The sequence below is a fragment of the Sulfuricella sp. genome, from assembly GCA_041651995.1.
Classification (GTDB): Bacteria; Pseudomonadota; Gammaproteobacteria; order Burkholderiales; family Sulfuricellaceae; genus Sulfurimicrobium.
The window spans coordinates 283,228-306,626 of record JBAZID010000002.1 but is presented as its reverse complement, the minus strand read 5'-3'; the positions used below and the strand labels follow the sequence as shown (position 1 = coordinate 306,626).

The window sequence follows — 23,399 nt, the reverse complement described above, 5'->3', positions numbered from 1 at the left end:
GACGAAAACACCATGCAGCCCATCTGGATCATTGACGACGACCGCTCCATCCGCTGGGTGTTCGAAAAAACGCTGACGCGGGCCGGCATCGAATTCAAGAGTTTTTCCTCCGCCCAGGAAGCGCTTTCTGCCCTGGAAACCGCCACACCCCAGGTAGTGGTGAGCGACATTCGCATGCCCGGCGAATCCGGCCTGGAACTGCTGCAGCACCTCAAGCAGCGCTACCCGGCGCTTCCCGTTATCATCATGACGGCCCATTCCGACCTGGAAAGTGCTGTTTCCGCCTTCCAGGGAGGCGCCTTCGAATACCTGCCCAAGCCCTTCGATATTGACCATGCCGTCGATCTGATTCGCCGCGCCATTGACGAAAGCATGCGGCAAAGCGGGGAACAGGAGACGCTCGAAACCGCGCCGGAGATTCTGGGTCAGGCCCCGGCAATGCAGGAGGTTTTCCGCGCCATTGGCCGCCTGTCGCAATCCCATGTCACGGTACTCATCAACGGCGAATCGGGCTCCGGCAAGGAACTGGTGGCGCGCGCCCTGCACCGCCACAGCCCGCGCGCCGACAAACCCTTCATCGCTATCAACACCGCAGCCATACCCCGTGATTTGCTGGAATCCGAACTATTCGGCCATGAGCGCGGCGCCTTCACCGGAGCCCAGGCAATGCGTCGCGGACGTTTCGAGCAGGCGGATGGCGGCACCCTGTTTCTGGATGAAATCGGTGACATGCCCGCCGAGCTGCAAACCCGCCTCCTGCGCGTGCTCTCCGACGGCCAGTTCTATCGCGTTGGCGGCCATTCCCCAATCAAGGTCAACGTGCGCGTGATTGCCGCGACCCATCAGGACATGGAACAGCGCGTCAAACAGGGCCTGTTTCGCGAAGACCTGTTCCACCGTCTGAATGTCATCCGCCTGCGCCTCCCGCCCCTGCGCGAAAGGCGCGAAGATATTCCGCTGCTGGCTAAATTCTTCCTGCAAAAGAGCGCCCAGGAGCTTGGCGTCGAGGCAAAAAAACTTTCCGAGGCGGCGCTCAGATATCTGGCCACGCTGCCATGGAGCGGCAATGTCCGGCAACTGGAAAACGTCTGTCACTGGATCACCGTCATGGCGCCGGGCCAGAACGTGGAAGTACCCGACTTGCCGCCGGAACTACGCGAAGAAAGCCAGGCGCCCGCTTCCGCCGACTGGACCAGCGCACTGGATAGCGCAGCGAATACCGCCTTTGATCGTGGTGATAAAGGCATCATGGAAGCGCTCACTCATCAGTTCGAACGCGTGCTGATTGCGCAGGCGCTCAAACATACCGGCGGGCGAAAAATAGAAGCAGCGCAGTTGCTGGGTCTCGGGCGCAACACCCTGACCCGCAAGATTCAGGAGCTGGGCATGGAAGACAGCGGCGAAGCCTGATTCCTGGCCATCAGCGCTGCCGCTTCCTGCAACAGGAAGGCCTTGAATCCCGCCGCCACCGGAGAAAGACGCTTGTTCTGGCGATGCACCACAAACCAGTGGCGCAGAATGGGAAACGACTCCACATCGAGTATGGCCAGCCTCCCGGTCTCCAGCTCCAGTGCCACGGTATGCAGAGAGACGATTCCCAGCCCCATCCCCGCCTGCACCGCCTGCTTGATGGCTTCGTTGGTGCTCATCACCATGCCTGCATTGAGGGCGATGCCATGCTCTTGAAAAATGCGCTCCATCGCGCTGCGCGTACCTGAACCGGCTTCGCGCACGAGAAATGTTTCCCCCGCCAACTGTTTTACCGGTATGCCTTTTTTACCCGCCAGTGCGTGGCCGGGCGAAGCAATCACCACCAGCGGATTTTCCATGAAGGATTCGGTGCCGAGGTCCTGGCCATCCGGCGGCTGGCCCATGATCGCCATATCCGTCTCGTTGTTGGCCAGTTGCTGCAACAGCACTTCGCGGTTGGTGACATCCAGGCTGACCGTCACTCCGCTATGGCGCTGGCAGAAACTTGCCAGCAATTGCGGCGCGAAATAATTGGCGGTACTCACCACGGTGATTTTCAGGCGCCCCTGATCCAGCCCCTTCATGCGCCCCAGCACCCCTTCCATTTCCTCCAGCTGCCCGGCAATCACCCGGCTGCAATGAAACATTTCCTGACCGGCCTCGGTGAGAAAGATCTTTTTCCCCATTTGCTCGAACAAAGGCAGCCCGACACTTTCCTCCAGCTGTCTGACCTGCATCGACACGGCTGGCTGGCTTAAATGAAGAGCCTCCGCAGCACGCGAGAAACTTCGGTTTTTGGCCACGAATTCGAATACTTTCAATTGGCGCAGGGTCAGGTGTAACATGAAGCTCCAGTCTTTAAATGCATAAGCTTTAGCTTATGGTAATGATCATAACAATTTAATGTTTCTTATACAAATTGATGCGTATAGTTCTTTCCATCGCATCAGAACCATTCCCCCGGGAATACATTTATAACCACAGGAGAAAGCAATGGATCAATCCGCACGTTACGCCGACCTTAGCCTGAAAGAAGAAGACCTGATCAAGGGTGACGGTCATATCCTCGTCGCTTACACCATGGAACCAGCTGCTGGTTATGGTTATCTGGAAGTGGCCGCGCACATTGCAGCCGAATCATCGACTGGTACCAACGTTGAAGTTTCCACCACCGATGACTTCACCAAGGGTGTGGACGCGCTGGTGTACTTCATCGATGAAGCCAAAGGCATCATGAAGGTGGCCTACCCGAACGACCTGTTCGACCGCAACGTGACCGACGGTCGCGCCATGATCGTATCGTTCCTGACCCTGGCAATTGGTAACAACCAGGGCATGGGCGACGTGAAAAACCTGCAAATGCAGGATTTCTACGTGCCTTGGTCCATGCTGCGCCTGTTCGACGGCCCATCCAAAGACATCACCGATATGTGGGACATTCTGGGCCGCCCCCGCGTCAATGGCGGTTACATCGCCGGCACCATCATCAAGCCCAAGCTGGGTCTGCGTCCCGAGCCGTTCGCCAAGGCCGCATATCAGTTCTGGCTGGGTGGCGATTTCATCAAGAACGACGAGCCGCAAGGCAATCAGACTTTCTGCCCAACCAAGAAAGTCATCCCGCTGGTCTACGATGCAATGAAGCGCGCCATGGACGAAACCGGCCAGGCCAAGCTGTTCTCCGCCAACATCACCGCTGACGACCACTACGAAATGCTGGCTCGTGCTGATTACATTCTGGAAACCTTTGGCCCGGATGCAAACAAGGTGGCTTTCCTGGTAGACGGTTATGTCGGCGGCCCCGGCATGATCACCACCGCTCGCCGTCAATACCCGCAGCAGTACCTGCACTATCACCGTGCCGGTCACGGCGCAGTGACTTCCCCAAGCGCCAAGCGTGGTTACACTGCCTTCGTGCTGGCCAAGATGTCCCGTCTGCAAGGTGCTTCCGGCATCCACGTCGGCACCATGGGCTACGGCAAGATGGAAGGTGGCCGTGACGACCGAAACATCGCCTACATGATCGAGCGCGATTCTGCTGATGGTCCTTTCTATCATCAGGAATGGCACGGCATGAAGCCCACCACCCCGATCATCTCCGGCGGCATGAACGCGCTGCGCCTGCCGGGCTTCTTCGAGAACCTGGGCCACGGCAACGTGATCAATACCTCCGGCGGCGGCTCCTATGGCCACATCGACAGCCCAGCGGCAGGCGCGATCTCCCTGCGTCAGTCCTACGAGTGCTGGAAAGCCGGTGCCGATCCGATCGAATTCGCGAAAGAGCACAAGGAATTCGCCCGCGCATTCGAGTCCTTCCCTGGCGATGCAGACAAGATCTTCCCAGGCTGGCGTGAAAAGCTGGGCGTGCACAAGTAAGCAACGCCTGACAAAAAATCCCCGCCCCGGCGGGGTTTTTTTGGCTCTGTAACCTGACTTATTTGATCGGATATTGCAATGACTGCCAAAGACCAATACAAGATCCACCAAGAGCCGTTCTATCAGCAGCAAACCAATGAAGTCGCACTCTATGAAGCCGCCTATAACGCACGCCTGCCGGTAATGGTCAAAGGCCCGACCGGCTGCGGCAAGTCCCGCTTCGTCGAATACATGGCATGGAAACTCGGCAAACCGCTGATTACCGTGGCCTGCAATGAAGACATGACGGCCTCCGACCTGGTGGGCCGCTACCTGCTCGACGCCAACGGCACGCGCTGGCTGGACGGCCCGCTGACCACGGCAGCACGCATCGGCGCCATCTGTTATCTGGACGAAATCGTCGAAGCGCGCCAGGACACCACCGTGGTAATCCACCCGCTGACCGACCATCGCCGCACCCTGCCGCTGGACAAGAAGGGCGAGCTGCTTGATGCGCACCCCGACTTCCAGCTGGTGATTTCCTACAACCCCGGCTACCAGAGCCTAATGAAGGATCTCAAGCAATCCACCAAGCAGCGTTTCACCGCCTTCGATTTCGATTACCCCGACGCCAAGCTGGAAACCAGCATCGTGGCCAGGGAAACCGGCATTAACGAGGAAACTGCGGCAAAACTGGTGAAGATCGGCGCCAACGCCCGCCACCTCAAGGGCCACGGCCTGGATGAAGGCATTTCAACCCGCCTGCTGGTTTACGCCGCCACCCTCATCAAGGGCGGCGTGGAGCCGCGCGATGCCTGCCGCATGGCCCTGGTGCGGCCGATCACCGACGATGCGGATATCCGCGACACGCTGGATCATGCCATCGACGCAACCTTTGCCTGATTAAAAACGAATTAACCACGGGGCTCACGGGGAGCACGGGGCCTAACTCTATTTCCCCGTGTACCCCGTGCTCCCCGTGGTTAATCAATGGATGTTTCAGGATTGAAAATGGCTGAAGTAAATACCGAGTACGAACACCCCCTGATGAAGGGCTACCGCGAGCAGCTCAACTGCGGCTTCCCCCAGGTCAAGGATGTCTTCGACGATTGCATGGCGGAAGCCCTCTCCATGTTATCCGGGGATGGCATCACCGCCTATCTGGAGGCGGCCGGCTTCCTGTGCAGGATGGGGCGCGGCGTTGAGCCGGTGCTGATTTTTCTCGAAGAATGGCCCTCGGTTGCAAAAAAACTGGGCGAACCTGCCTTGCCTGCCGTCATGGAATTCATCCGCAAGATGTACAAGTCGCCCAATGGCAAGGCGATTGTGCCGTTCCTGCAAACACTGGCGGCGGCAGCGCGGAGGCTGCATTCGCAGGAACAGATGCAGGATTACATGGACCTGGCGCTGAATTTCATGAATCGCACCACCGGGTCGATTCACGGCATCCACACCACCTTCCCCAGCCCCGGCTTGCCCGAGCTTTACGCCCAGCTGCCCTACCTGCTTAGCCAGATTTCCCTGCAGGGGCTGAAAAACTGGGTCGAATATGGCATACGCAATTACGGCGACCATCCTGAGCGCCAGATCGATTACTTCAGCCTGCAATCGGCGGACAGCAAAGCCGTCATGCAGCGCGAGCGCCATGGCACCCTGCTGGTGGACCACGAGCGCAAGCTGGACCTCTATCTGCGCGGGCTGTGGGAGCACCACGACTACCTGATTCCCTACTCCCTGGGTTTCGACGAACTGCGCAAGCCCATCCCCTACTACGACAAGCTGGGCATCCGCCTGCCGGATGTGCATGATGACCTGAACGGCATTGCCGGGATTGACCGCTACCGCGCCACCCTGGCCCATATCATTGGCCACAAGCGCTGGACGACCGCCATTTTTGCCGACAATTTCAGCCCCTTCCAGCGCATGTCGATCGAGTTTCTCGAGGACTCCCGCGTAGAGTACCTCGCCATGCAGGAATACCCGGGGCTGCACCGCATTTTCATGGGGCTGCACCCCATTCCGGCGGAAGACGCCTGCGACCCGGAGAAGGAATCCGCGATACGCCATCGCCTGGCCATGCTGTCGCGCGCCATCCTCGACCCCAAGCATCCATACCAGGACCCGCTGATTATCGACTTTGCCCAGCGCTTTCATGCCCTGATGCAAGCTGGAAATTCCAGCACCCAGGATATGGCCGACCTGGCCGTTTCTTTTGGCGCCAAGGCGCGGCGACAGAGCGACCAGTTGCCCAAGATTCACTTCAAGGACACCGAAGTCAGCTATCGCGACGACAATCGCCAGATGTGGAAATTCATCGAGGAAGGCGACGAAGAAGAAGCTTTCGACCAGCAGCGCAAGGTTGATGAAAGCGAAGAGATCAAGGGCTTGCCGCCACGCCACTATCCCGAGTGGGACTATCTCAGCCAGACCTTCCGTCCGGACTGGGTAAGCGTGTACGAAGCGTTGCATCCCAAGGGCAATGCGGCCGATATCGACAAGCTGCTGGCCAAGAACGCCGCCCTGGCCAAGCGCCTGAAACGCATGCTGGACCTGCTCAAACCGCAGGAAAAAGTACGTATCCGCTACCAGGAAGAAGGCAGTGAACTGGATCTGGACATCGCCCTGCGCTCCCTGATCGACTTCAAGAGCGGGGCCAGCCCCGACCCGCGCATCAACATGAGCCACAAGACCAGCGGTCGCGACATCGCCGTAATGCTGCTGCTCGATCTGTCCGAATCTCTCAACGAAAAAGTGGAAGGCACCGGGCAAACCATTCTCGAACTCAGTCAGGAAGCGGTCTCACTGCTGGCCTGGGCAATCGACAAACTGGGCGACCCCTTCGCGATCGGCGGCTTCCACTCCAACACCCGCCACGACGTGCGCTACCTGCACGTCAAGGGCTACAGCGAAAAGTGGGATGACGATGTAAAGGCACGCCTGGCGGAGATGACCGCGCAGTACTCCACCCGCATGGGCGCGGCCATGCGCCACGCCGCGCACTACCTGGAAAACCAGAAGGCCGAGAAAAAACTCATGCTCATCCTTACCGACGGCCAGCCCGCCGACGTGGACACCAAGGACGAGCGCGTGCTCATCGAAGACGCACGGCAAGCCGTGAAGGAACTGGATACCAAGGGTATTTACGCCTACTGCATCAACCTTGACCCCAAGGCGGACGAATACGTCAGCGATATTTTTGGCAAACAGTACACCGTGGTGGACAACATCCAGCGCCTGCCGGAACGCCTGCCGGAGCTCTTCATGGCACTGACAAAATAGGCGCACAACACCATGATATTCGACACCCTCGCCAATGCTGACCGCTACGTCACCCTGCATGCCCTGTTTCCGCTTGCCTTCGAGTTCCTGCGCAATACCGATCTGAAAGCGCTGGAACCGGGGCGCTATCCCATCCAGGGTGAAGATCTCTTCGCGATTGTGGAAAGCTCTGCCGGCCGCAGTCGCGAGAAGGCAAAACTGGAGTGCCACCGCAAATACATCGATATCCAGCTGGTGCTGGAAGGCACGGATGAAATGGGCTGGAAGCCGCTATGCGACTGCCATGACCCGGTTTCCGGCTACAGCAGCGAAAGGGATATCCAGTTCTTCCGCGACGCTCCGGCTAGCTGGATTGCCACGCCGCCCGGCGCTTTCTGCCTCTTTTTTCCACAAGATGCGCACGCGCCGCTGGTCAGCACAGATGAGATTCGCAAGGTCATTCTCAAGATTGCAGTAGCGTGATGTAGCGGTATGGGTTGTTGAAGCTCATCGCATGAAGCACTCCACACTTCTGCCCGAAATCCAGTCCCGGCTGCGCAGCCTCGCCAGCCCGGAAACCGCTCGTGTCATGCAGGGGTTTTTCAAGACCGGGCCGGGCCAGTACGGCGAGGGGGATGTGTTTCTCGGCATCAAGGTGCCGGCGGTCCGCGCCGTAGCCAAGGATTTCCCGCAGGTTGAACTTCAAACCGCCATCGACCTGCTCCACTCCCGCTTTCACGAAGAGCGTCTGCTGGCGCTGCTTTTTCTGATGCGTTATTTTGCCGAGGGCGACATCCATGAGCGTCAGCGCGCCTACCAGGCCTATCTCGCCAACACTCAGTGGATCAACAACTGGGATCTGGTTGATATTTCCGCGCCGCACGTGGTTGGCGCCTATCTGGCCGGTCAGGAGCGTGCGCCGCTGTATCAACTGGCGCGCTCGCCCGGATTGTGGGAACGGCGCATTGCCATGGTGGCGACCCTGCACTTCATCCGCAACGGTGATTTGGACGACACTCTGCGGCTTGCCGAACACCTGCTCAACGACCGTGAAGACCTGATGCACAAGGCCTGCGGCTGGATGCTGAGAGAAGCGGGCAAGCGCGATCAGAAACGGCTGGAAGCTTTTCTGGATCAGCATGGCCGAGCCATGCCACGCACCATGCTGCGCTACGCGATCGAACGCTTCCCCGAGATTTTGCGGCAAGCATATCTGAGAAGATAACAGGGGATGACAAGTTGCGTTTCAGGCTCCGCCATTCCGGGGTAAAATCCGGGCTTGCGATTTTTACATTTTTTTAGGATTTTCCATGAGCGATGCCCTGTTCCAGACCGACATCAAGAGCCTCAAGCTGCTCAATCGCGGCAAGGTGCGCGACATCTACGAAGTGGATGGCGAGAAACTCCTGATCGTCACCACCGACCGCCTGTCCGCCTTCGACGTCGTACTGCCCACGCCCATTCCCGGCAAGGGAGAGGTTCTGACATCCGTTTCCAACTTCTGGTTCGAAAAACTCAAACACATTGTCCCCAACCAGCTCACGGGCGTGTCTGCGGAATCCGTGGTCGCGGAGGATGAAAAAAATCAGGTTGCCGGGCGTGCCCTGGTAGTAAAAAGACTCAAGCCCTTACCCATTGAGGCCATCGTACGCGGCTACCTGGTGGGCTCAGGCTGGAAGGAATACCAGAAGAGCCAGAGCGTGTGCAGCATTCCCCTGCCAGCCGGATTGCGCGAAGCGGACAAACTGCCTCAGCCGCTTTTCACCCCGTCCACCAAGGCCGAAATTGGCGCCCATGATGAAAACATCAGTTTCGACAAGGCAGAGGAGCTGCTCGGCAAGGCTCTCGCGGCAAAAGTTCAGGATGTCGCCATCTCGCTGTACCGGGAAGCGGCCGAGTACGCGGCCACCAAGGGAATCATCATCGCCGACACCAAATTCGAATTCGGCCTGGATGAGGCCGGCACGCTGTATATCATCGATGAAGCCCTGACCCCTGATTCCTCGCGCTTCTGGCCGGCAGATCAATACCAGCCCGGCTCCAACCCTCCCAGTTTCGACAAGCAGTACGTCCGCGACTGGCTCGAATCCATCGGCTGGAACAAGAAACCCCCGGCGCCTGCGCTGCCTGCCGAAGTCGCTGCCAGAACCGGTGAGAAATACCGCGAGGCACTGGACCGGCTGACCAAATAAGCAAGGGAGATCACAACCATGGCAATCAAGAAAACCGCCGCAAAAGCGGCTACCGTAAAGGCGCCCGCCACTAAAGCAGCGCCCGCAAAAGCGGCTGCGAAATCAGCAATAGCCAAAACCAGCGCGCCAGGAAAATCCCTGGCATCCCCCAAGGCTGCGGCAAAGCAGCCCATCCTGGTCGGCATCCTGACCGGCAGCCCCAACGACCTGCCCACCGTGGTCAAGGTGCGCGACACCCTGAGCGAACTCGGCATCGCCAGCGAGATCGTGGTGGCCTCGGCCCACCGCACCCCGGACAAGGTCACCGCCTACATCGAGCGCGCACATCGCGAGGGCGTGCAGGTTCTGATCGGCTGCGCCGGCATGGCCGCCCACCTGGCAGGCGTCATCGCCGGCCACACGCGCCTTCCAGTCATTGGCCTGCCGCTCTCCGGCGGCGTCGTATCCGGCCTGGATGCACTGCTCTCGACGGTACAGATGCCACCCGGGGTTCCGGTCGCCACCGTGGCCGTGGACGGCAGCAAGAACGCCGCCATGCTGGCCGCGCGCATCCTCGCGCTGAAGTATCCGGAAATCAACCAGGCGCTGGAGAAAGCGGCCATGAAAGAACGCGCCCGTTATGAACAGAGCGCCGATGAAGCGCTGGCTAAGTTAAGCGCCCGCTGACCTGAGTTAACCGCTCCGCAAATGTAAAAAGGGTTAAGCAGAAATGCTTAACCCTTTTTGTTTGGTGCCGGATGTCGGAATCGAACTGACGACCTTCGCATTACAAGTGCGCTGCTCTGCCAACTGAGCTAATCCGGCAATGGGGGTGGATTATAAGTGAGCTTGGCTTGCCGAGCAAACCCAATGATCCGTTTTTATTATTTCACCACCTTCAATGAAGGCTTGCCACGCTTTGGGGTCGGGGCTTCTGGTTGAGGCTCTGTCCCGGGCTCGGCTTGGGGGCTATCCGGTGGCGCCTCATCGCGGCCAAAAAAGAGTCCCTGGCCGTTTTCCTTGGAATATATGCCGATAACGGCACTGATTGGGACGGAAATTTCCCGTGCCACGCCTCCGAAACGCCCGGAGAAACCCACCCATTCGTTGTCGATGAGGAGATTGGGTGTGGCACTGGCGCTGATGTTGAGCACGATCTCGCCTTCCTTGACGAATTCCATCGGTACGCGACAGTTTTCGTCCACGACAACAGCCAGATAGGGCGTCAAGCCACTATCCGAACACCATTCGTAAATGGCGCGGATGAGGTAGGGCTTGGTCGAGATGTCCTGTTCAGCCATGAATTACTTGCGCATGGCCTTTTCAGATGGAGTCATTGCTTCAATGTACGCTGGGCGCGAGAAAATCCTTTCAGCGTACTTCAGTATTGGAGCCGCTTGTTTTGGCAACTCGATGCCATAAAACTCGAGGCGCCACAGCAACGGAGCAATCGCCACGTCCAGCATGGAGAATTCTTCGCCCAGCATATATTTCTGTTTGGCAAAAATCGGCGCCAGCTGGGTCAGGTTGTCACGAATCGTGGCACGCGCCTTTTCTGCAACTTTTGGCGTGCCGTTCACGACAGCACCCAAGTGAGCAAACAGTTCCTGCTCAAAGCGGTACAGAAACAGACGGGCACGGGCGCGCATCACCGGGTCGGCGGGCATCAGTTGCGGGTGCGGAAAGCGTTCATCAATATATTCGTTAATGATATTCGATTCATGCAGGATCAGATCGCGCTCAACCAGAACCGGCACCTGATTGTAGGGGTTCATGACTGCCAGATCTTCTGGCATGTTTTGCAGGTCAACGTCAATTATCTGGAAATCCATGCCCTTCTCGAACAGCACAATGCGGCAGCGCTGACTGAAGGGGCAGGTGGTTCCTGAGTAGAGGGTCATCATAGGTTTATGCTACCTCTGGAGAATTAATAGTTTATGGCTTTAAAAGACATGGCGCCGGTAGCGCTTTTCAGGCACACCGGCGCACAAATTTTCATGCTGCTCTGGAATGATTAGTGAATATCTTTCCAGAATTCCTTTTTCAGGTAGTAGGCGACAACAAAGAATATACCGAGGAACAGAAGCACGATTACACCCAGACGCATGCGCGTCTGCTGTGCGGGCTCACCCATATATACCAGGTAGTTGACCAGGTCAGCCGTGGCCGCATCATATTCCGGCGTAGTCATGGTGCCGGCCTTGGCCATCACCAGATGACTGGTTTCATGCTCACCCTGTTTTTCCACATGCATTACCTGCTCGCCCTGCATGCCATACAGCACGTGAGGCATGCCGACCTTGTCGAATACCGTGTTATTCCAGCCGGTTGGGCGGGTATCGTCACGGTAGAAACCGCGCAGATAGGTATAGAGCCAGTCGGCGCCGCGCGAGCGGGCAATCACAGTCAAATCCGGCGGTGTGGCGCCAAAAAACACTTTTGCGTCTTTCTTGCTCATCGCCACATCCATGGGCTCCCCTACTTTCTCAGCTGCAAAGAGCAGGTTTTCCTTGATCTGGTCATCGGTCAGACCGATATCCTTCAGGCGGTTATAGCGCATGTAGGAAGCACTGTGGCAGTTGAGGCAGTAGTTGACGAAAGTCTTCGCCCCACGCTGCAACGATGCCTTATCGTTCAAATCATAAGGCGCCTTGTCGAGGTGAACGCCACTGCTTGCCATGGCCACCGCGGGTGCTGCCAGCACCAGCAGCAATAGTTTCTTGATCGTATTCATGTTAACGAACCCCATTCTATGCGTACTCATTAACCCGTCACCCGTTCAGGAACGGGCTTGGTCTTGTCAATCTTGGTATACCAAGGCATCAGGAAGAAGAAGGCGAAGTACACCAGGCTCAGAATCTGGGAAAAGATGGTGTAGAGCGGGGTGGATGGCAGCACGCCGAGCACGCCCAGGCCAATAAAACTGAAGACGAACAGGGCCAGCGCAACCTTGTAAACCGTGCCGCGATAGCGGATGGATTTGACATTGCCCCTGTCCAGCCAAGGCAGGAAGAACAGGATCATTACCGCCACGCCCATGGCAACCACACCGGGGAACTGGGAGCCGAACAGCGGCGGCACAGCGCGCAGGATGGCGTAGAAGGGCGTGAAGTACCAGACCGGTGCAATATGCTCCGGGGTCTTGAACGGGTCAGCCGGAACAAAATTGTTGTATTCCAGGAAATAACCGCCCATGTCCGGCGCAAAGAATACAATTGCCGAGAACACCATCAGGAACACCACCACACCGACGATATCCTTGACCGAGTAGTACGGGTGGAAAGGAATGCCATCCAGCGGGATGTGGGTTACGGGATCCTTGTTTTTCTTGATCTCGATGCCATCCGGGTTGTTGGAGCCGACTTCGTGCAGCGCAATGATGTGCGCCGCGACCAGGCCCACCAGTACCAGCGGTACGGCAATGACGTGGAATGCGAAGAAGCGGTTCAGCGTCGCATCACCAATTACATAGTCACCACGAATCCATACAGAAAGGTCCGGACCGACAAATGGAATGGCCGTGAACAGGTTGATAATCACCTGGGCGCCCCAGAATGACATCTGGCCCCAAGGCAGCAGGTAGCCCATGAAGGCTTCGGCCATCAGCGCCAGGTAGATCAGCATGCCGAAGATCCAGATCAGCTCGCGCGGCTTGCGATAGGAACCGTACATCAGGCCGCGCATCATGTGGAGATACACCACGACAAAGAACGCCGATGCGCCGGTAGAGTGCATGTAGCGAATCAACCAGCCCCAGGATACGTCACGCATGATGTATTCCACCGAAGCAAAAGCCATATTGACATCAGGCTTGTAATGCATGGTGAGGAAAATACCGGTCACGATCTGCAGTACCAGCACCAGCATTGCCAGAGAGCCGAAGAAATACCAGAAGTTGAAGTTTTTCGGTGCGTAATACTCGGAAAGGTGCGCTTTCCAGTTGGACGTCAGAGGGAAACGCTCGTCAATCCAGCCCACCATTTTAGTCAGACTGTTCATTTATTTAGGCTCCCTTGCTGTCGTCGCCGATCAAAAGACGGCTGTCACTCAAATACTTGTGCTTCGGAATCACCAGGTTGGTAGGTGCGGGAGCCCCGGCGAACACGCGTGCCGCCATGTCGAAACGCGAGCCGTGGCAGGGGCAGAAGAAACCGCCAGCCCAGTCCGGTCCCAGGTCAGCCGGACCCATTTCCGGACGGTAAGTCGGGGAGCAGCCGAGATGGGTACAAATACCGACTGCCACCAGAATCTCGGGTTTAATGGAACGCGTGGCGTTCTGGCAATATTCCGGCTGCTGAGGCGCTTCCGCCTTGGGATCAACCAGCTTGGCGTCATTCTTGCTGAGTGCATCCAGCATGGCCTTGGTGCGGTTGACCACCCACACCGGCTTGCCCTGCCACTCGACGTTCAGCATCATGCCCGGCTCGATCTTGCCGATATCGACCTCTACCGGGGCACCCGCCGCCTTGGCGCGTTCACTTGGCAACATGCTCATGACGAAAGGCACGGCAGCACCCACCGCCGCGACGCCACCGACTGCGGTGGTGGCGGCGATCAGAAACCGCCGTTTACTGCGATCCACTTCTTTCTTGCTCATATCCGCATCCCTGTTCAACGAGACCAAAAAATCAAAGCCGTAATTGTACCGAATTTTTACCGGACAATTCCATCCTTTTCAGGAATATTAGTCATTTACTACCAGACATTACTGTTTCTGCCTCAATCAGATCGGCCTGGGCATTGATATTGCGGAACGATTGCAGGTCATGAAACAGTGCTGCCGTCCGAAGCAGGCCCGACTGCCACTCGCTCACCCTGCGCCCGCCACGGGCAAGAAAACTCCCCAGCCCAGCTTGCAAATGCGTATAACCGAGACAAATTGCCGGCTGCATCTGCCCCTCAACCACGGCCACCGCCAGATCAGCCTTGTCAGCCAGCAACGCAGCATGCAAACGCTGCACGAGATCCTCGGGAAGAAACGGCGTATCACAGGGGACGCTCAACCACAGCGGATGGTGCACCTCGGACATTGCCCGGTGCAACCCGGCCAGCGGCCCCGGATAATCAGGCATTTCGTCCGGCAGAACGGCATATCCCATCTCGCGATAACGCTCCAGATTGCGGTTGGCGCTGATCAGCACCTCGCTTACCTGTGGCGCAATGCGGTCCGCCACCCAACTCACCAGCGGCTTGCCCTGCAGCAACTGCAGGCCCTTGTCCACCTCGCCCATGCGTCGCCCGCGCCCGCCGGCCAGAACGATAGCCGAAATCTCCCGGGTTGCACTCATGATTCAAGCAGCGCCTTGACCACCACACCCGCCAGCATCATCCCGAACAATGGCGGCATGTAGCTGATGGTGCCGTTCACTGCCCGCGCGCGCCCGGGCCCATCGACCGGTTGCGGTGGCAGAGGCGCGCGCGGCTGCTCGTCCGAGAACACCGTCAGTACCCCCTTGCGCAAGTCGTAGTGGCGGCTGAGCCGCTTGCGCATCTGCTTTGCCAGCGGGCACATTTCTGTTTTGCTGATATCGTCAATCCTGACCCTTCCCGGATCGAGCCGGTTGCCCGCACCCATACTCGACGCCACACGCAGCCCGCGCTTCACGCTCTCGCCCACCAGCGCCACCTTGCATGCGAGGGAGTCGATCGCATCCACGACATAATCGCAATCCGGCACTAGTTCGTTGACATTCTCGCTATTCAGGAAAGTGCGCAGTATTTCCAGCCGGCATTCGGGATTAATATCCATGATGCGCGCCCGCATCAATTCGGCCTTGGGCTGGCCGACGGTAGAAAGCAGCGCCAGCAGCTGGCGGTTGATATTGCTGGTGGCCACCACATCATGATCAAGCAGCGTCAGGTGCCCCACACCGGCACGCGCCAGCGCTTCGGCACAGTAGGAGCCGACGCCGCCCAGCCCCGCGACAAAAACATGCTTCTGGGCAAGCTTGGCCAGGCCGGCATCTCCCAGCAGGATGTGGGTACGCTCGAATTGAGGCAACAGGCCGTTCATGAATTATCTCCGGAATGGGTTTCAGTGGGTTCAACATGAATAATGACCGAAGCTTGCGCCAGTTCACGCGCAATTTCTTCTTCAATGCGGTCGCACAAGTCGTGGGATGCCCGCACGCTGATCTCACCGGGCACCAGCAAATGGAGTTCGATAAAGCGCCGCGGCCCGGCCTTGCGGCTGCGCAGGTCGTGGAAAGACGCCCCGGATGGCAACATGGCGCGGATCGAGGCTTCGATAAAGCGCGTTTCCTGCTCCGGCAAGGCGGCATCCATCAGGCCATCCAGAGAGCGGCGCAGCAATTTCACCCCGGTCATCACGATATTGGCACCCACCACCACTGCCATGATGGGATCAAGCACCTGCCACGCAGGTGGTGCGATCATCACCACCACCAATCCGCCCAGCACACCGGCAGAGGTCCAGACATCGGTGAGCAGATGCCGGGCGTCCGCCTCCAGGGCTATGCTGTCCTTTTCCCGCGCCACTTCGAGCAACATGCGCGCCGCCACAAAATTCACCAGCGCGGCCAGCCCGGAAACCAGCAACCCCGGGCCAAGGTGGGTCAGCGGCTCCGGGTGAATAAAACGCTCCACAGCGGCATAGATGATCGAAACCGCCGCCACCAGAATCAGCGCGCCCTCGACGCCGCTGGAGAAATATTCTGCCTTGTCGTGACCATAGGCATGTCCGGCATCCGCCGGGCGCGCCGCGATAGTCAGCATCCAGAAAAGCATCAGCCCTGCAGCAAGGTTGACCACGGACTCGACCGCATCGGAAAACAGGCTCACCGAGCCGGTAAGGAACCACGCACCAAACTTGAGCCCCAAAGTCACAATCGCCGCCACAATCGAGAGCAGCGCCATCTTCCTGACCACGCTCATGTCAGCCCCTTCACCACGGCACGAGCATTGGCGCCAGTTGCCCGGACCACCTCTTCAAACGGGACACCGCGCAGCTCCGCCAGAGTCCGCGCGATTTGCGGCAAGGTTTCGGAGCTGTTGCGCCCCTTGCCAATCCAGGCCGGCGCCATATCCGGCGCATCGGTTTCCAGCACGATGGCTTCCAGCGGCAAGGTCGCAGCCAGTTCCCGCAGACGGGTGGCGCGCGGATAAGTCATTGCGCCGCCAAAACCCAGCCTGAAGCCCAGCTTGATGAATTCCCCCGCCTGCTGCCGGCTACCGTTGAAGGCGTGGGCAATACCGCCGCAGACTCGCACCCTGCGCAGATGCTTGAGCACTTGGTCCTGAGCACGGCGGATATGTAGCAACACGGGCAACTCGGCATCCCGTGCGATCTTCAGTTGCTCGACAAAATAGAATTCCTGCATTTCCTGATCATAATCAGGGACAAAGAAATCAAGACCGATTTCACCGATCGCCACCGGCCGTTCATTTGCCACAGTGGCGCGTAATACATCGAGGTCGCCTGACTGCGCATGATCGACATACATGGGATGAATACCCAGCGCCGGATAGCACCCTGGATAGCGCCTGCAGCAATCCAGCACCGCTGCGAAATTATCCTTTTCAACAGCGGGCACAATCTGGATCCCGACGCCTGCCGCGCGCGCAGCGGCAACCACCCGATCACGATCCGGGTTGAACTCGGCGGCATCAAGATGGCAATGGGTGTCAATCAACATGGCAAGGCTTGCAATACACTGAAATGGCCACCATTATATGGCGATAAAATTTTGCGACAGTTTAGCATCGCGCCATTGATCCAGGATTCCCGGAATATGCAGACCAGAAAAACCATCCCAATCCATAACGCGCTTGAAGATGAGGCGGCCAGCGCCTGTTCAAGCGGCGAACCCTACGCCCTGATGGTGCTGGGCGATAGCATGCTGCCCGAATTCGAGGATGGCGACATCATTGTCGTCGAACCGGAGGGACTGGCGACCGATGGCTCATTCGTGGTCGCCTTCCACAAGGACGAATACACTTTTCGCCAGTTGCTGATCCGCGACGAAAAATGGTATCTGAGTGCGCTTAACGACCTCTACCCCACCGAACAGATATCCGGTCCGGAAGCCGTCAAGGGCGTGGTGATCCAGAAGAAAAAACCTGGCAGACGCAAGTCGATGAAGTCTTACATCTGAGAAAGTCCTGAACTAGCCCACACCACGAAATCTGTTTAGAAAGGCCGAAAAACCGCCAAACCGGAGGCCTTCATGCCCTGTTGCCAGGCATTACCCGCGGGGATGGTGTATTGCATGCAGGCGCTTCAGCCGCTCCCGCGCCACATGAGTGTAAATCTGGGTTGTGGAAATATCCGAGTGCCCCAGTAGCATCTGCACCACTCTCAAATCTGCGCCGTGGTTGAGCAGGTGGGTAGCAAAAGCATGGCGCAAAGTATGGGGCGAGAGGGCTGCCGCCAAACCCGCCTGAGCCGCGTAGCGTTTGATGAGATACCAGAATGCCTGTCGTGTCATGGCGCCACCTCGCTGGGTCACGAATACAGCCGTATCCGGCTTGCCCGCCAGCAGGTCAGGGCGCGCTTCCAGCAGATATCGCTGCAACCAGTCTACCGCTTCGGCGCCCAGCGGCACCAGGCGTTCCTTGGAACCCTTCCCCATCACCCGTACCACCCCCATTTCCAGGCTGAGTCCCTGTAGCGGCAATGACACCAATTCCGACACGCGCAACCCGGTAGCATAAAGGGTCTCCAACATGGCACGGTCGCGCAGTCCCAACGACTGATCAACATTGGGTGCATTCAGCAGGGCTTCCACGTCTGCTTCGCTCAGTGATTTTGGCAAAGCACGGGGCAACTTGGGCATTTCAATCTGCAGCGTAGGATCAATCATGATTTTACCCTGACGCAATTGGTAGCGATAAAAACGACGCAGGCTGGAAAGCAGACGGCCACTCGTCGTCGCCTTGACGTGCGCAGCGAAGCGGTGCGAAAGATAGGCGAGCATATCCGCCTGGCCCGCCGCGAGCAACTCGCGGTGGCGCTCTCGTTCAAGCCAGGCGGCAAACTGGCTGAGATCGCGGCGGTAACTCTCCAGCGTATTGCGCGCCAGCCCCTCTTCGAGCCACAGCGCGTCACAAAACTCATCCAGCAGGTCTAAGGACATGCTCGTGCTCCAGCAACCAGCGTTTGATCCGCAGCGGGCTGCCGTCTGCGTGATTCATGAAGCCGCCCAGGCCCGCTTTGGCCAGCACGCGGTGGCAGGGGATAATCACAGGGATGGGATTGGCGCCGCAGGCCTGACCGACTGCGCGCGGCGCGGAGCCGAGATGTTTTGCCAGTGCGCCATAACTTTCGGCCTTGCCGGAGGGAATTTCCAGCAGCGCCTGCCACACCCTGTTTTGATAGGGCGTGCCATGCGGTTGAAGCGGAAGTTCGAAGCGGAAATCAGGGTCGGCAACATAGGCCTGCAACTGGGCGCAGACCTTCCGTGCCAGGGGTGTTTGCGCGGGGAGAATAAGTGTCTCGTCGGGCAGAAAATCGATTTCTGTCAGATACTCGTCCTCGGTGACGATGCCCAGAATGCCGAAAGGCAAGGCGATTCGAGCCTGGTAGGCTTTCAAGAAAACCGCTCCCACAGCCATGCATATGGCGTCACTTCTCTTTGCATCGGGCGAGCAACAGCCTCAGATTTTAGTGCTGAAATCTGCGTGAATAATGAAGTGCCTGGAACGAAAAAAAAGAGGGGATAAAACCAATAGCGCATCGCGCCATTCTAAATGCATCGGGGAAACTTGTGTGGTCTCCCTGCAACCCGGAGCGAGCCGGGCAGCAGAAAAACCAGCGGGGAAATTACTCTGCTGCCGCTTACTTGCGGTTAGGCAGTTTTTCCTTGATACGCGCAGACTTGCCGGAGCGGTCGCGCAGGTAGTACAGCTTGGCGCGGCGCACGTCACCGCGACGCTTCACTTCGATGCTTGCCACCAGCGGGGAATGGGTCTGGAAAGTACGCTCCACACCTTCGCCCGAGGAAATCTTGCGCACGATGAAGGAGGAATTCAGGCCACGGTTACGTTTGCCAATCACCACGCCTTCGTAAGCCTGCAAACGCTCACGAGTCCCTTCCTTCACTTTGACCTGCACCACGACGGTGTCGCCAGGCGCAAAAGCAGGAATGGTTTTACCCAGACGGGCGATTTCTTCCTGTTCCAGTTGTTCGATCAGATTCATGTTTGCTTCCTTTTATTTTACGGCGTCTTGTTCCTGCTGATACTCAGTCAGCAGCCGAGACTCCTCTTTGGTCAGCTGGCGTTTTGCCAGCAAATCTGGGCGGCGTTGCCAGGTGCGTCCAAGCGCCTGTTTCAGCCGCCACTTCTGTATCAGGGCGTGGTTCCCGGACATCAACACCTCCGGGACACGCTCGCCCTGATAAACCTCGGGCCGGGTATAGTGCGGAAAATCCAGCAAGCCATTCACAAACGAATCCTGCTCGGCCGATTCCGCATCGCCCAGCACCCCCGGCAATTGCCGGATAATGCAATCCATCAGCACCATGGCCGGGAGTTCCCCCCCAGAAAGCACATAGTCACCGATGGAAATCTCTTCATCCACCTGATGCTGTAAGAGGCGTTCATCCACCCCCTCGTAACGCCCGGCGAGTAAAATCAGACCGCCTGTGGCTACCAGGCCCATCACCCCGGCATGATCAAGCAATCTTCCCTGCGGAGAGAGATAAACCACGCGGGGTTTCTCCGCACCCGCCGCGCTTTGCGCCTGCCGCGCTGCCACGATAGCCTTTTCCAGCGGCTCTGCCAGCATCACCATGCCGGGGCCGCCGCCATAGGGCCGGTCATCCACCGTGCGATAATTATTGCTGGTGAAATCACGTGGATTCCACAGCCGCAACTGGTAGCTTGATTGCTCTTGCGCCCGCCGCGTGATGCCGCTCTCGGTAACGGCTTCGAACATCTGTGGAAACAGGGTAACAACGTCGAACTGGTAGGGGATCACCAATCCAGGCCCCAATCCACCCGGATCGTGCCGGCAGCCAGATCCACTTCCTGTATCACCTGAGGAACGAAGGGAATCAATATTTCCCGTTCGCCCTGTACTACCAGCACATCATTGGCGCCGGTTTCCAGCAGTTCGCTGACTTTACCCAGCACCTGCTTCTCGGCATTGAGCACGCTCAGCCCGATCAGGTCAGACCAGTAATATTCGTTCACCGCCGGCTCGGGCAGCGCGCTGCGAGGTACCGCAATTTCACTGCCGCGCAATGCGGCTGCCGCTTCCCGGTCATCGCAACCCGCCAGGTGCACCACTAGCGATTTGCTGTGCACCTCGGAATCCAGCACCCTGACCTCACACCACTGGCCATTCTTGCCCATCCACCATGAGGGGTAGTCGAGCAGGCCGTCACTGGATTCGGTATGCGCGTAAATTTTAACCCAGCCACGTACGCCGAACGGGACACCGATGTGCCCCATGACAACCAGTTGGTCAGGCTGCTGCGACACCTGTTGCTTAGGCTGCTACAGCACCTGCGCGCTTGACCAGTTTTGCCACTGCGTCGCTCAACTGGGCACCCTTGCTTTGCCAATAAGCCACGCGCTCGGAATTGATGCGCATCGCTTCCTGACCTTCAGGTGCAAGCGGGTTAAAGAAACCCACGCGCTCGATGAAGCGACCGTCGCGACGCTCGCGAGAATCAGCCACCACCAGGTTATAGAACGGACGCTTTTTGGCGCCACCGCGGGCGAGTCGAATGATTACCATAGTTTCAGCCTACTTAAATTCTTGAAAAAGAGCGCGATTTTACGACATTCCAGTGCAGTATTGCAAGAGCGTTATCGCATTCCGGGCAGCATGCCTTTCATGCCGCGCATCATTTTCGCCATGCCGCCCCCCTTGGAAAACATTTTCATCATTTTCTGGGTTTGCTCGAACTGGCTCAGCAGACGGTTCACATCCTGCACCTGAACCCCTGCCCCCGCTGCAATGCGCCGTTTGCGCGCAGCCTTGATAAGCTCCGGCTTGCGGCGCTCCTGCGGGGTCATGGAATTGATGATGCCTTCGAGGCGGTTGACCATCTTGTCGTTGACCTGGGCGTCACCGGCCATCTGCCCCATCTGGCCGGGCAGCTTGTCCATCAAGGCAGCCATGCCGCCCATTTTTTTCATTTGCTGCATCTGTTGCTTGAAGTCTTCGAGATCAAAACTCTTGCCGGACTTGAGCTTCTTTGCCAGCTTTTGCGCTTCTTCCTGATCCACGCCACGCTGCGCATCCTCGATCAGCGACAACACGTCACCCATGCCCAGCACGCGGGAAGCCATACGGTCCGGATAGAATGCTTCCAGTCCAGCCGATTTCTCACCCACGCCGACAAACTTGATTGGCTTGCCGGTGACATGCCGCACCGACAGCGCCGCACCACCGCGCGCATCGCCATCCAGCTTGGTCAAAATCACACCCGTAAGCGGTAGCGCATCGCTGAAGGCGCGGGCAGTGTTCACCGCGTCCTGGCCCTGCATCGCATCGACCACAAAAAGTGTCTCGACCGGATCAAGCGCCGAGTGCAGACGCTTGATCTCATCCATCATGACTTCATCTATCGCCAGGCGGCCGGCGGTATCGACGATCACGACATCATGAAAATGCTTGCGTGCAAAATCCACGGCAGACAAGGCAATCTGTTCTGGCTGCTGCCCGATCTGAGACGGGAAGAAGTCCGTATCAAGTTGCTGCGCCAATGTTTTTAGCTGTTCGATCGCGGCTGGACGATAAACGTCGCAACTGGTCAGCAGCACTTTCTTTTTCATCTGTTCACGCAAAAACTTCGCCAACTTGCCGGCAGTAGTGGTTTTGCCCGCACCCTGCAGACCCGCCAGCAAAATCACCGCGGGTGGGCGCGCGGCCAGATCGAGCGTGGCATTGTGTTCACCCATGAGGCGAGTCAGTTCTTCGTAAACGACCTGCACCACCGCCTGCCCCGGCGTCAGGCTGGACAGCACCTCCTGGCCGAGCGCGCGCTCCCTGACCTGGGAAATGAAATCCTTGACCACCGGCAGTGCCACGTCGGCTTCCAGCAAAGCCATGCGCACTTCACGCAAGGCATCCTGGATATTGGCTTCAGTCAGGCGCGCCTGACCACGCAGATTTTTGATGACGCCGGAAAGGCGTTGTGAAAGGTTATCGAACATGTGTGTCCCTAACTGAGGTGAGGCGTTAGGGGTGAGGGGTGAGGCGAAAAAGCAAAGACACGCACCGGACCCGGTTTTGCGCCTCACCCCTCCCGCCTCACCCCTACACCCTTTTTAATGGTGTAGAATCGGACAATCTGAATTTTATCCTAAACCATGCCGGATTTATCACCTCTTTTCCTGACCGCACTCCTCTATGCCGGACTCGGAGCCTATTTCTGGCGCGCGCTCTGGCTTGGGAAAAACACCACCACAACGCCCCATGCGTGGGAAAAACCAGCCATTCTGCTGCCGCTGCTGCTCCATGCATGGCTGTTGCTGCAATTTATCATCCAACCAGACGGAATCAAGCTTGGTGTTGGGCACGCCATCTCCGCCATCGCCTGGCTTACGGTACTGGTGTACTGGCTGGGCAGCCTGCGCAACAATCTGGGATGCCTGCAGGGGTTTGTCCTCCCATTCGCCGCGCTCAGCATAGCCGCCCCCTTGCTCCTTCCCGCCACACATACCCTGCTGCATGCCGAGCAAACCCTTTTCAAGATTCATTTGTTCATTGCCACCCTTGCCTACAGCCTGTTTACCATCGCAGCCATGCATGCGCTTCTGATGGCGGCATTCGAACGGCATCTCCACTCCAGACCGCTTTCAACCCTGCTACAGAGGCTCCCCCCGTTACTTACCATGGAACACCTGCTATTCCGCATCCTGTGGGCAGGTTTCACCCTGCTCACCCTGACCCTGATGAGCGGCATGCTGTTTTCGGAGGAACTATTTGGCAAGGCACTGCAACTCAGCCACAAAACCGTATTTGCACTGATTTCCTGGGGCATCTTTGCCGCTCTGCTGGGTGGGCGCCTGCGCTATGGCTGGCGCGGACGCACGGCCATACGCTTGACGCTGAGCGGATTCATGGCGCTGTTACTGGCCTATATCGGCAGCAAATTCGTGCTTGAAATCGTTCTTGGCCGTTGAAATAATGGTCAAAACCGCTCAACACCGCCGGTTATCCCTCGCATAAGG

At 58.0% G+C, this 23,399-nt stretch carries 27 protein-coding genes and 1 tRNA gene; 10 read left to right on the top strand and 18 right to left on the bottom strand.

Annotation, left to right across the window (positions count from 1 at the left end; all coding sequences use genetic code 11):
• Positions 1 to 12: 12 nt before the first annotated feature.
• The gene (gene ntrC, locus WC392_06260) at positions 13 to 1,410 is read left to right on the top strand and encodes a nitrogen regulation protein NR(I) (GenBank protein ID MFA5241968.1); all 1,398 of its coding nucleotides are present in this window, start codon (positions 13 to 15) and stop codon (positions 1,408 to 1,410) included.
• Here the strand turns inward: ntrC and WC392_06255 are convergent.
• On the bottom strand, positions 1,374 to 2,315 hold the full coding sequence (locus WC392_06255; protein ID MFA5241967.1) for a LysR family transcriptional regulator: 942 nt from the start codon (positions 2,313 to 2,315) through the stop codon (positions 1,374 to 1,376). The two genes, ntrC and WC392_06255, sit on opposite strands and share 37 nt — an antisense overlap.
• 148 nt (positions 2,316 to 2,463) lie before the next feature.
• Between WC392_06255 and WC392_06250 the strand changes: the two genes are divergently transcribed.
• The 7 genes from WC392_06250 (at position 2,464) to purE (ending at position 9,938) form a co-directional block, all read left to right on the top strand.
• Entirely contained in the window at positions 2,464 to 3,843 is a 1,380-nt protein-coding gene (locus tag WC392_06250) for a ribulose-bisphosphate carboxylase (GenBank protein ID MFA5241966.1), read from the top strand.
• A 78-nt stretch (positions 3,844 to 3,921) separates the two neighbouring features.
• Positions 3,922 to 4,725 (top strand): CbbQ/NirQ/NorQ/GpvN family protein, encoded by an 804-nt coding sequence (locus WC392_06245; GenBank protein MFA5241965.1) that lies wholly within the window; start codon positions 3,922 to 3,924, stop codon positions 4,723 to 4,725.
• A 108-nt stretch (positions 4,726 to 4,833) separates the two neighbouring features.
• A complete protein-coding gene (locus WC392_06240; GenBank protein ID MFA5241964.1) occupies positions 4,834 to 7,101 on the top strand; it encodes a VWA domain-containing protein in 2,268 nt (755 codons plus the stop codon).
• A 12-nt stretch (positions 7,102 to 7,113) separates the two neighbouring features.
• Positions 7,114 to 7,563 (top strand): YhcH/YjgK/YiaL family protein, encoded by a 450-nt coding sequence (locus tag WC392_06235; GenBank protein ID MFA5241963.1) that lies wholly within the window; start codon positions 7,114 to 7,116, stop codon positions 7,561 to 7,563.
• Between the two features lie 31 nt (positions 7,564 to 7,594).
• On the top strand, positions 7,595 to 8,305 hold the full coding sequence (locus tag WC392_06230; protein MFA5241962.1) for a DNA alkylation repair protein: 711 nt from the start codon (positions 7,595 to 7,597) through the stop codon (positions 8,303 to 8,305).
• An 85-nt stretch (positions 8,306 to 8,390) separates the two neighbouring features.
• Positions 8,391 to 9,272, top strand: coding sequence for a phosphoribosylaminoimidazolesuccinocarboxamide synthase (locus WC392_06225; GenBank protein ID MFA5241961.1), 882 nt, complete (start codon positions 8,391 to 8,393; stop codon positions 9,270 to 9,272).
• Positions 9,273 to 9,290: 18 nt separating this feature from the next.
• Entirely contained in the window at positions 9,291 to 9,938 is a 648-nt protein-coding gene (purE, locus tag WC392_06220) for a 5-(carboxyamino)imidazole ribonucleotide mutase (protein MFA5241960.1), read from the top strand.
• A 62-nt stretch (positions 9,939 to 10,000) separates the two neighbouring features.
• On the opposite strand, the gene WC392_06215 is transcribed toward purE, so the two are convergent.
• From WC392_06215 to WC392_06170, 10 genes are all read right to left on the bottom strand, one after another.
• Positions 10,001 to 10,076: transfer RNA gene (locus WC392_06215), tRNA-Thr, on the bottom strand.
• 59 nt (positions 10,077 to 10,135) lie between these two features.
• Positions 10,136 to 10,552, bottom strand: coding sequence for a ClpXP protease specificity-enhancing factor (locus WC392_06210; protein ID MFA5241959.1), 417 nt, complete (start codon positions 10,550 to 10,552; stop codon positions 10,136 to 10,138).
• Positions 10,553 to 10,555: 3 nt separating this feature from the next.
• Positions 10,556 to 11,155: a glutathione S-transferase N-terminal domain-containing protein gene (locus tag WC392_06205; GenBank protein ID MFA5241958.1), complete on the bottom strand. Its 600-nt coding sequence runs from the start codon at positions 11,153 to 11,155 to the stop codon at positions 10,556 to 10,558.
• Between the two features lie 110 nt (positions 11,156 to 11,265).
• The gene (locus tag WC392_06200) at positions 11,266 to 11,985 is read right to left on the bottom strand and encodes a cytochrome c1 (GenBank protein MFA5241957.1); all 720 of its coding nucleotides are present in this window, start codon (positions 11,983 to 11,985) and stop codon (positions 11,266 to 11,268) included.
• Positions 11,986 to 12,014: 29 nt separating this feature from the next.
• Positions 12,015 to 13,250: a cytochrome bc complex cytochrome b subunit gene (locus WC392_06195; protein MFA5241956.1), complete on the bottom strand. Its 1,236-nt coding sequence runs from the start codon at positions 13,248 to 13,250 to the stop codon at positions 12,015 to 12,017.
• 4 nt (positions 13,251 to 13,254) lie between these two features.
• Entirely contained in the window at positions 13,255 to 13,848 is a 594-nt protein-coding gene (gene petA / locus WC392_06190; protein MFA5241955.1) for a ubiquinol-cytochrome c reductase iron-sulfur subunit, read from the bottom strand.
• 91 nt (positions 13,849 to 13,939) lie between these two features.
• Positions 13,940 to 14,539 (bottom strand): molybdenum cofactor guanylyltransferase MobA, encoded by a 600-nt coding sequence (mobA, locus tag WC392_06185; GenBank protein ID MFA5241954.1) that lies wholly within the window; start codon positions 14,537 to 14,539, stop codon positions 13,940 to 13,942.
• Positions 14,536 to 15,264 (bottom strand): tRNA threonylcarbamoyladenosine dehydratase, encoded by a 729-nt coding sequence (locus WC392_06180; GenBank protein ID MFA5241953.1) that lies wholly within the window; start codon positions 15,262 to 15,264, stop codon positions 14,536 to 14,538. The genes mobA and WC392_06180 overlap by 4 nt, the downstream gene beginning before the upstream one ends.
• Positions 15,261 to 16,145: a cation diffusion facilitator family transporter gene (locus tag WC392_06175; GenBank protein MFA5241952.1), complete on the bottom strand. Its 885-nt coding sequence runs from the start codon at positions 16,143 to 16,145 to the stop codon at positions 15,261 to 15,263. Before WC392_06175 ends, WC392_06180 begins: the two co-directional genes overlap by 4 nt.
• Positions 16,142 to 16,906, bottom strand: coding sequence for a TatD family hydrolase (locus WC392_06170; protein MFA5241951.1), 765 nt, complete (start codon positions 16,904 to 16,906; stop codon positions 16,142 to 16,144). The genes WC392_06175 and WC392_06170 overlap by 4 nt, the downstream gene beginning before the upstream one ends.
• Positions 16,907 to 17,002: 96 nt before the next feature.
• Between WC392_06170 and WC392_06165 the strand changes: the two genes are divergently transcribed.
• Entirely contained in the window at positions 17,003 to 17,365 is a 363-nt protein-coding gene (locus WC392_06165) for a S24 family peptidase (protein MFA5241950.1), read from the top strand.
• Between the two features lie 90 nt (positions 17,366 to 17,455).
• Here the strand turns inward: WC392_06165 and xerD are convergent, their stop codons facing one another.
• The 7 genes from xerD to ffh form a co-directional block, all read right to left on the bottom strand.
• Complete coding sequence (gene xerD, locus WC392_06160; protein MFA5241949.1) at positions 17,456 to 18,346, bottom strand: site-specific tyrosine recombinase XerD; 891 nt, start codon at positions 18,344 to 18,346, stop codon at positions 17,456 to 17,458.
• Positions 18,324 to 18,803 carry a methylated-DNA--[protein]-cysteine S-methyltransferase gene (locus WC392_06155; GenBank protein ID MFA5241948.1) on the bottom strand — a complete coding sequence of 160 codons (480 nt, stop codon included), beginning with the start codon at positions 18,801 to 18,803 and terminating at the stop codon, positions 18,324 to 18,326. The genes xerD and WC392_06155 overlap by 23 nt, the downstream gene beginning before the upstream one ends.
• Before the next feature lie 244 nt (positions 18,804 to 19,047).
• The gene (gene rplS, locus WC392_06150; protein MFA5241947.1) at positions 19,048 to 19,410 is read right to left on the bottom strand and encodes a 50S ribosomal protein L19; all 363 of its coding nucleotides are present in this window, start codon (positions 19,408 to 19,410) and stop codon (positions 19,048 to 19,050) included.
• 12 nt (positions 19,411 to 19,422) lie between these two features.
• Positions 19,423 to 20,187, bottom strand: coding sequence for a tRNA (guanosine(37)-N1)-methyltransferase TrmD (gene trmD, locus WC392_06145; protein ID MFA5241946.1), 765 nt, complete (start codon positions 20,185 to 20,187; stop codon positions 19,423 to 19,425).
• The gene (gene rimM / locus WC392_06140) at positions 20,187 to 20,696 is read right to left on the bottom strand and encodes a ribosome maturation factor RimM (GenBank protein ID MFA5241945.1); all 510 of its coding nucleotides are present in this window, start codon (positions 20,694 to 20,696) and stop codon (positions 20,187 to 20,189) included. The genes trmD and rimM overlap by 1 nt, the downstream gene beginning before the upstream one ends.
• A 7-nt stretch (positions 20,697 to 20,703) precedes the next feature.
• Positions 20,704 to 20,955: a 30S ribosomal protein S16 gene (gene rpsP, locus WC392_06135; protein ID MFA5241944.1), complete on the bottom strand. Its 252-nt coding sequence runs from the start codon at positions 20,953 to 20,955 to the stop codon at positions 20,704 to 20,706.
• A 71-nt stretch (positions 20,956 to 21,026) separates the two neighbouring features.
• A complete protein-coding gene (gene ffh, locus WC392_06130) occupies positions 21,027 to 22,379 on the bottom strand; it encodes a signal recognition particle protein (protein MFA5241943.1) in 1,353 nt (450 codons plus the stop codon).
• A 156-nt stretch (positions 22,380 to 22,535) separates the two neighbouring features.
• On the opposite strand from ffh, the gene ccsA reads away from it, so the two are divergent.
• Entirely contained in the window at positions 22,536 to 23,351 is an 816-nt protein-coding gene (gene ccsA, locus WC392_06125; protein ID MFA5241942.1) for a cytochrome c biogenesis protein CcsA, read from the top strand.
• The last annotated feature ends 48 nt before the right edge of the window (positions 23,352 to 23,399 follow it).

Bases quoted from the DNA above. Each gene is read 5' to 3' on its own strand.
- WC392_06235 (MFA5241963.1), top strand. From the start codon at position 7,114: ATGATATTCGACACCCTCGCCAATGCTGACCGCTACGTCACCCTGCAT.
- WC392_06170 (MFA5241951.1), bottom strand. From the start codon at position 16,906: ATGTTGATTGACACCCATTGCCATCTTGATGCCGCCGAGTTCAACCCG.
- WC392_06165 (MFA5241950.1), top strand. From the start codon at position 17,003: ATGCAGACCAGAAAAACCATCCCAATCCATAACGCGCTTGAAGATGAG.
- ffh (MFA5241943.1), bottom strand. From the start codon at position 22,379: ATGTTCGATAACCTTTCACAACGCCTTTCCGGCGTCATCAAAAATCTG.
- WC392_06175 (MFA5241952.1), bottom strand. From the start codon at position 16,145: ATGAGCGTGGTCAGGAAGATGGCGCTGCTCTCGATTGTGGCGGCGATT.
- WC392_06250 (MFA5241966.1), top strand. From the start codon at position 2,464: ATGGATCAATCCGCACGTTACGCCGACCTTAGCCTGAAAGAAGAAGAC.
- WC392_06180 (MFA5241953.1), bottom strand. From the start codon at position 15,264: ATGAACGGCCTGTTGCCTCAATTCGAGCGTACCCACATCCTGCTGGGA.
- ccsA (MFA5241942.1), top strand. From the start codon at position 22,536: ATGCCGGATTTATCACCTCTTTTCCTGACCGCACTCCTCTATGCCGGA.
- WC392_06205 (MFA5241958.1), bottom strand. From the start codon at position 11,155: ATGATGACCCTCTACTCAGGAACCACCTGCCCCTTCAGTCAGCGCTGC.
- purE (MFA5241960.1), top strand. From the start codon at position 9,291: ATGGCAATCAAGAAAACCGCCGCAAAAGCGGCTACCGTAAAGGCGCCC.
- rpsP (MFA5241944.1), bottom strand. From the start codon at position 20,955: ATGGTAATCATTCGACTCGCCCGCGGTGGCGCCAAAAAGCGTCCGTTC.
- WC392_06230 (MFA5241962.1), top strand. From the start codon at position 7,595: ATGAAGCACTCCACACTTCTGCCCGAAATCCAGTCCCGGCTGCGCAGC.
- petA (MFA5241955.1), bottom strand. From the start codon at position 13,848: ATGAGCAAGAAAGAAGTGGATCGCAGTAAACGGCGGTTTCTGATCGCC.
- ntrC (MFA5241968.1), top strand. From the start codon at position 13: ATGCAGCCCATCTGGATCATTGACGACGACCGCTCCATCCGCTGGGTG.
- WC392_06195 (MFA5241956.1), bottom strand. From the start codon at position 13,250: ATGAACAGTCTGACTAAAATGGTGGGCTGGATTGACGAGCGTTTCCCT.
- rplS (MFA5241947.1), bottom strand. From the start codon at position 19,410: ATGAATCTGATCGAACAACTGGAACAGGAAGAAATCGCCCGTCTGGGT.
- WC392_06245 (MFA5241965.1), top strand. From the start codon at position 3,922: ATGACTGCCAAAGACCAATACAAGATCCACCAAGAGCCGTTCTATCAG.
- WC392_06240 (MFA5241964.1), top strand. From the start codon at position 4,834: ATGGCTGAAGTAAATACCGAGTACGAACACCCCCTGATGAAGGGCTAC.
- WC392_06200 (MFA5241957.1), bottom strand. From the start codon at position 11,985: ATGAATACGATCAAGAAACTATTGCTGCTGGTGCTGGCAGCACCCGCG.
- WC392_06225 (MFA5241961.1), top strand. From the start codon at position 8,391: ATGAGCGATGCCCTGTTCCAGACCGACATCAAGAGCCTCAAGCTGCTC.
- WC392_06210 (MFA5241959.1), bottom strand. From the start codon at position 10,552: ATGGCTGAACAGGACATCTCGACCAAGCCCTACCTCATCCGCGCCATT.
- mobA (MFA5241954.1), bottom strand. From the start codon at position 14,539: ATGAGTGCAACCCGGGAGATTTCGGCTATCGTTCTGGCCGGCGGGCGC.
- xerD (MFA5241949.1), bottom strand. From the start codon at position 18,346: ATGTCCTTAGACCTGCTGGATGAGTTTTGTGACGCGCTGTGGCTCGAA.
- WC392_06255 (MFA5241967.1), bottom strand. From the start codon at position 2,315: ATGTTACACCTGACCCTGCGCCAATTGAAAGTATTCGAATTCGTGGCC.